General features: G+C 57.0%; 9 protein-coding genes. All 9 read right to left on the reverse strand.

What is annotated here, in order from left to right:
* Positions 1-57: 57 nt before the first annotated feature.
* A complete protein-coding gene (locus R6V78_RS17295; RefSeq protein WP_410290631.1) occupies positions 58-996 on the reverse strand; it encodes a thioredoxin family protein in 939 nt (312 codons plus the stop codon).
* Between the two features lie 637 nt (positions 997-1,633).
* Complete coding sequence (locus R6V78_RS17300) at positions 1,634-1,948, reverse strand: (Fe-S)-binding protein (RefSeq protein ID WP_410290632.1); 315 nt, start codon at positions 1,946-1,948, stop codon at positions 1,634-1,636.
* A 75-nt stretch (positions 1,949-2,023) separates the two neighbouring features.
* Complete coding sequence (locus tag R6V78_RS17305) at positions 2,024-2,419, reverse strand: putative zinc-binding protein (RefSeq protein ID WP_410290633.1); 396 nt, start codon at positions 2,417-2,419, stop codon at positions 2,024-2,026.
* 43 nt (positions 2,420-2,462) lie between these two features.
* The gene (locus R6V78_RS17310) at positions 2,463-3,092 is read right to left on the reverse strand and encodes a (Fe-S)-binding protein (protein ID WP_410290634.1); all 630 of its coding nucleotides are present in this window, start codon (positions 3,090-3,092) and stop codon (positions 2,463-2,465) included.
* 28 nt (positions 3,093-3,120) lie between these two features.
* A complete protein-coding gene (locus R6V78_RS17315; protein WP_410290635.1) occupies positions 3,121-3,360 on the reverse strand; it encodes a thioredoxin family protein in 240 nt (79 codons plus the stop codon).
* A 48-nt stretch (positions 3,361-3,408) separates the two neighbouring features.
* A complete protein-coding gene (locus R6V78_RS17320) occupies positions 3,409-3,579 on the reverse strand; it encodes a thioredoxin family protein (RefSeq protein WP_410290636.1) in 171 nt (56 codons plus the stop codon).
* A gap of 85 nt (positions 3,580-3,664) precedes the next feature.
* The gene (locus R6V78_RS17325; RefSeq protein ID WP_410290637.1) at positions 3,665-5,044 is read right to left on the reverse strand and encodes a permease; all 1,380 of its coding nucleotides are present in this window, start codon (positions 5,042-5,044) and stop codon (positions 3,665-3,667) included.
* 104 nt (positions 5,045-5,148) lie between these two features.
* Entirely contained in the window at positions 5,149-5,496 is a 348-nt protein-coding gene (locus tag R6V78_RS17330) for an ArsR/SmtB family transcription factor (protein WP_410290638.1), read from the reverse strand.
* A gap of 54 nt (positions 5,497-5,550) precedes the next feature.
* On the reverse strand, positions 5,551-5,850 hold a 300-nt coding region (locus tag R6V78_RS17335), incomplete at its 5' end, for a hypothetical protein (RefSeq protein ID WP_410290639.1).

Genomic DNA, 5,850 nt, shown 5'->3' on the forward strand with positions numbered 1-5,850 from the left:
TCCCGCTATGACGGTTCAGGGCCGTCGGCTCATGCTTCGATAGGTCTCTCATCGCGGCTATAATCCCGCTTTTTTCAGCTGATCGACGACGTCCTTTTCAGCGAAAAAACCCACATGCCGAAAAACCTCTTGGCCTTTTGCGTCGTAAAAGACCTGGACAGGGATCGAGCGGATGCCATAGCGGGCGGCCAGGATTTGCTCCTCGCCGACATGGACGAAGACCACGTTCAGCTTTTCGGGAAAGTCTTTGCGCAGTTTTTCCAGGATCGGCTGCATCATGTCGCAGGGGACGCAGCCGGCGGCGCCGAATTCCACCACGGTCGGTTTGCCCGAGCGGCGCGCCCTGTCCACGGGGTTGTCCGCGGCGCGGAGGCTTTGCTCTTGCACCCATTGCCTGTCGATGCGCAGGTCCACCGCGTTGCCCAGGTTGTCGATATACTTCGCAACCGCCTGCTGTTTTTTGTCCTGGAGCAGGTATTGGCGGATGCCTTCCTCGACCTGGTCGAAAGGGGCTCCCGCCACCATCTCCTTGTTGGCCTCATAGAAGCCGCGCACCTCGTCTTGGGGGACGGAAAGTGCCTGGGTCTGGTGTTCGAAAAGCGACTGGATCGCCTGGCTGTCATTGCCCCCGTTGACGGCGATACCGGCTTTTTGGGCTTCGCTGAGCAAAATCTGCCGAACGGCTTCCTGCTCAAGAACGAAAAGCAGGTTTTTTTCCAGCTGATCCCGCAGTTTGGGTTCCTGGTTCCGGATGCCTTCCAGCAACTGCGAACGATTGATGGTCACACCGTCGGCGGTCAGCAGGGTGTCGCCATCCAACTGGGCCAAGACGGCAGATTTGAGCAAGCCTGATGTAAGGCCGGGATACCGGGAACCCAGCGTGTCGGCGCCGGTCGCCGCGGAAGCGCTCGCTGCCAGCAGGAACAGCAGCCACAGGCCCATCCAGCTCCCGGCGCAGAGGCGAATGGTGCTTTTATAAACCTCTTTAAAGAGCATATCGTTATATTTCCTTATCCATTTTTGGACCACACCATTTGATTTGGGTGATACCATGATCGCCTATCGGGATGAAACGATTCAATGGCGGTTAGCCGCGAGAAAAAATTTGTATGGGAACCAAGGCCGGTAATAACCGAACCGCCCCAAGGAAAAGAGGGAGGGTTAACAGAGAAAGGCGCAGTGTAGGGAAAACAACGGCGGCGGCATAAACGATAAAGACACGTTCAACCCAGCCTTCCCAGCCTCAAAATAGCGTAACCCGGACATTCGGGGCGACGTCACCGGGATTCCCGACGCCGAAAAAACGGGGCGCTTTTCGGTTTGGGACATACGGATGGAGGAATCCGTCAGTATCATGAATGTCCCCTTCGGGGATCGGCAAGGCGTCATGTGACAGGTCGTCGCGGTCGATAGAGCAAGGCCGTGATCGCCGGCACGGCTTTTCTCACACGGCGTTTTACCGGCCGCGAGTGACAAGACGGCACACGTCCCGGCGCCGGTGACGCCGAGCATCAGGGTAAAACATATCAGAATTGTCAATGCCTTATGTCGCATTTCGGATGCCGTTCCCAAACGGTGAGCTGTTACCGTGCATTATCATCAATTTTGGTCTTATTTGCAACCCTATATTCAATCAGTCGATCAAGTCGGAACGGCTCGAGCTGAAGCGGCTCAGGTAATTATCTATCCCACTGCGTTGATCACTATCCAGCGGTGGACAGGCCTCGGCCCCCTTGGCGCCTTCGGCCAGACGGGCAGCAAACACCATGCAGGTGGGCTCGCCGCACTGACGGCAGTTGGTTTTGGGCAGCAGCTTGAGAATTTCGATCAACTGCGGCCGGGGTGCCCCCCTGAAGCTGGGCACGATGCGCTCCCGGTCTTCCCAGGCGGCGTTGATTTCGCGCTTGAGCCACTCCAAGATCTTGCGCGCCTCGGCCTCGTCTTTCAATACTTTCTTGGGTCCCCTGACGGGTCCTTATCGTTTCGCCTCAACAGTAGGGTCTGTCCGTCGGTTGAGGGGGCCTTAAGCGGCCGCGGTTTTCTCGCTCACCACCCGCTTCACGGCCGCTTTGATCCGCTCTACTTCGGTGCGGTCAAGATCGAAGTTCTTGTTCTTTTCGATTCCTTCGTCCGTGAGAACAAGATAATGTTTCACGGGCACCTCGGCCTGTTCGAGGATCGCCTTGGCGCATCCCACCTGGCAACCGTCGATGGCCACCATCGTGGGCACATCCCTGGCCGACTGGACAAAGCCGGAGAGCCGGCCGCCGATGCCCGCCAGACAGAACATCTTGCCATAGCCCTCCTGAGTCAATTCCACGGCCGCCTGATTGGCCAGCTGCCCCACGTTGGAACCGCCCGAACAGGATAGGAGCATGATCTGTTGTTCACCTGCCGTACAACATGTATTTTGGGCCATTTTTTTCCTCCGGATGGTTATGCCCTCACTTTTGGCAACGCTTCTAATTCCACAGACCGTTTTCCCACAGGAAAAGCGGGACCAGAAAACCCGACACCGGTCCCACCAGAATTTCCCACCGGGTCAGCTGTCGAATGGCGTTCTTTTCCGATTCGGCCAGCCCGGGGATGACCAGCCGGTCCCTGGCCAATTTTTCAGAGACGGTGTTGTCCTGTATAGCCTTCCAGACCTCGAGGGCCTTGAACATACGCTCGGGCACCGCGTTGTCCACCGAATAGCCGTGCGTGTGGGTGGGCAGCAAAAAGACCCTGGATCCGGTTTTTTCCAGTATGGACGTCATGATGCTCACCGTTTCGCGGAAATTGCAGGTCACCAGGAGGGGCGAGTTTTTGTCCGGTGCATTGATCTCGATCAACTCGCAGGGGGCTTGTTCCATCATGATATTGTAGGGAATCGGCTCCTTTTTCAACCCGACCATCCGGTCCACCAGCTGCGCAAGCTCTTCATCTATTTCCGGGCAAGACCGTGCGCTCTGCCGAGCGCTCAGGACCGCTTCGGCAAAAGCCAGACAGCTGTCGAAACCACATTTGCCGCAGTCGGTTTCGGGAAGATACTCAGATAGATCCTCCGGGGCGGGGGGATAAATTTCGGCCATTTCTTGTTCAACAACCATGTTTTTCTCCTTGTACCGCTTTTATGAATTACCCTTTACTTGAAATCCACGCTTTGACGTCCTGCTTCTTAGGGATCTTGCCGACACTCTTGACCTCGCCGTTGACGACCACGGCCGGGGTGCCGAACACGCCGAAACCGGCAATTTCCATGGTATCGGTGACTTTTTCGACCTGCGCTTCGATGCCGGCCTCGGCCACGGCTTCCCTGACGATCTTTTCGGTCTGCTGGCATTTGGCGCAGCCGGGCCCCAATACTTTGATGTTCATGATGATTTTCCTTTCTGTGGGTTAAATCGGTTGGGTCAGTTGAACCGATCAGGTCCGTTTGGTTGTCTCCAACAGCCATGCCTTGAGGGTTCCTCTCGATGGCAGCCTGCCGGCGGCCTTCACTTGGCCATTGATCACCAGGGCCGGCATGGCCATCACGCCGAAGTCGGCGATCCGCACGGGGTCGCGCACGTGCTCCAGGTCGGCTTTGATTCGCAATTCCGCGTTCGTTTTTCTATCAGGCAGCGGTTTCCGCGGACGACCGCAGCCCCATTGGTTTGGAAAATCCGCCGTGATCGCCCCCTTAGCCGGTCATCGCTCCGAAGATCAGGCCGCTGATGGTGGCCATCACCACCACCAGGCTGACGAACACCACTGTTTTTTGCGTGCCCAGGACGTTGCGGATCACGAGCATGTTGGGTAGGCTCAGGGCCGGACCGGCCAAGAGCAGTGCCAGGGCCGGGCCCTTGCCCATGCCGGCCCCGATCAGACCCTGCAGGATCGGCACCTCGGTCAGGGTGGCGAAGTACATCAAAGCGCCCACCACCGAGGCGAACAGGTTGGCCCACAGAGAGTTGCCGCCCACCAGGCCGCTGATCCAACTGGAAGGAATCAATCCCTCCGCTCCGGGTCGTCCCAGCAGCAGGCCGGCCACCAGCACGCCCGCAAACAGCAGGGGCAGGATCTGTTTGGCGAAGTCCCAGGTGGCCAGGAACCACGATTCGGTCTCCCCCCGGGTGGTGGTGGTAACGACCGCCAGGGCGATGATGCCGGCCGAAAAGGCGATCAGCGGTTCATGCGGGAAAATAAAAGCCAGGGCCAGAACGGCGGCGGTTGCCAGTACGATTTTATAGGCTTTGACATGAAACCATTTGACCAGCAGCACGCCGAGAATGACGGCGAAAAACCCGGTTAGGAGCCATTTGACCGCATAGATCGTGTTCCACAGACCCACCGGTTCATCGGGGCGGCCCCAGGTGGCGAAGATCAGAATACCGACCATGGCGGCGAAGTAGACCACATTCTGCCACAGGGGGCGCTCCACTTCGGGCTCGGGCATGTGCAGGGCTGCTTCGGCCTTGGCCTGCTCCTCCTTGTGATAGATCAGGTGCATGATCAGGCCGATGACCACGCTGAACACAATCGCACCCACGGCGCGGGCCAGGCCGATCTCGGGACCCAGGATGCGAGCGGTGAGCACGATGGCCAATACGTTGATGGCCGGGCCGGAATACAAAAACGCGATGGCCGGCCCCAGCCCCGCGCCGCGTTTCCAGATGCCGGCAAACAACGGCAGCACCGTACATGAGCAGACCGCCAGGATGGTGCCCGAGACCGAGGCCACGCCGTAGGACATGACTTTCCTGGCGCCGGCGCCGAGGTACTTCATGACCGCCGCTTGGGAAACAAATACCGAAATGGCACCGGCGATGAAGAAGGCCGGCACCAGGCACAGCAGCACGTGTTCCTGGGCGTACCATTTGGCCAGCGCCAAAGATTCGATGACCGCGCCGGTGAAACGGCCGCTGTCAATCGGGAGCCAGAAAAAGGCCAGAAAAATGCCGGTGATGACGCTGAGCGGCTTCCAGATGGTGCTCCATTCGATCAGTCGGGGCTCGTCTTCGGCGGTTTCGGATCCGTCGAAATGGTTCTTATCGTCTGTAATCGAAACGCCGTTGGTCATTTTAATCACTATTCCTTTCACTGAAGGCAGGGGTCAAGGGTCCTCCAGGTGTGCCGGAACACCCTTTAATATATTGCTGTATGGTAATATTATAGTCCAAGCGCTCAGTTCTTCGCACAGATCTCGAACCGGTTCAGTCGCGGTAACCTTTGGGTCAATTCGACAATGTCCGGTTCGTCGTTGAGCCAGTGCCGCAGGTTGCCCAGAAGGCTGGCGGCATAAGGGCTGCTGCGGCCGTCGGTCAAATGGTAATTCACCCACAACCCGTCTTTCTTGAAGCCGACGATCCCGGCATCTTCCAGTATCTTCAAATGTTTTGAAACCGTCGGCTGGGCGATGCCCAGCGCTCCTTGAAGCTCGCAGACGCACATCATCTTGTGCTGCAGCATCTTGACGATCTTGACACGGTTTGGATCCGACAGCGCTTTCATCACCTTGATAAACGGCCTCACGATTGTCTCCTTATATCGCTTAATGGCAATTTATAGATTCGTGAGCCTTGAATGTCAAGTAAATATTTTACGGAAAAACTGAAAAGAATTTGATTTGACGACCAGATCCTTTATATATTGCCGGCATGCTACAGCCGGATTCAAATCGTTCCGAGGATCGAACAAAGACGATTTCAGTGAGAAGAACGGATATGGTTGCGGGTGCCAAGAGGTGACAAAGAAATATTTCATTGCCTGTTTGATATGGACTGTCGGCATCGGCTGCAGCGGGGAAACCGGATACAAACCGATCGATTTCTCACAGACCGTAAAAATCGACTCTCCGGCGCGAGCGCAGAACGAGACACCGAGCCT

The organism is Desulfosarcina sp. (genome assembly GCF_046496365.1).
Taxonomy (GTDB): Bacteria; Desulfobacterota; Desulfobacteria; order Desulfobacterales; family Desulfosarcinaceae; genus Desulfosarcina.

Excerpts from the sequence above, each read along its gene's own strand:
- R6V78_RS17315 (WP_410290635.1), bottom strand. The coding sequence starts at position 3,360 with ATGAACATCAAAGTATTGGGGCCCGGCTGCGCCAAATGCCAGCAGACC.
- R6V78_RS17295 (WP_410290631.1), bottom strand. The coding sequence starts at position 996 with ATGCTCTTTAAAGAGGTTTATAAAAGCACCATTCGCCTCTGCGCCGGG.
- R6V78_RS17325 (WP_410290637.1), bottom strand. The coding sequence starts at position 5,044 with ATGACCAACGGCGTTTCGATTACAGACGATAAGAACCATTTCGACGGA.
- R6V78_RS17310 (WP_410290634.1), bottom strand. The coding sequence starts at position 3,092 with ATGGTTGTTGAACAAGAAATGGCCGAAATTTATCCCCCCGCCCCGGAG.
- R6V78_RS17305 (WP_410290633.1), bottom strand. The coding sequence starts at position 2,419 with ATGGCCCAAAATACATGTTGTACGGCAGGTGAACAACAGATCATGCTC.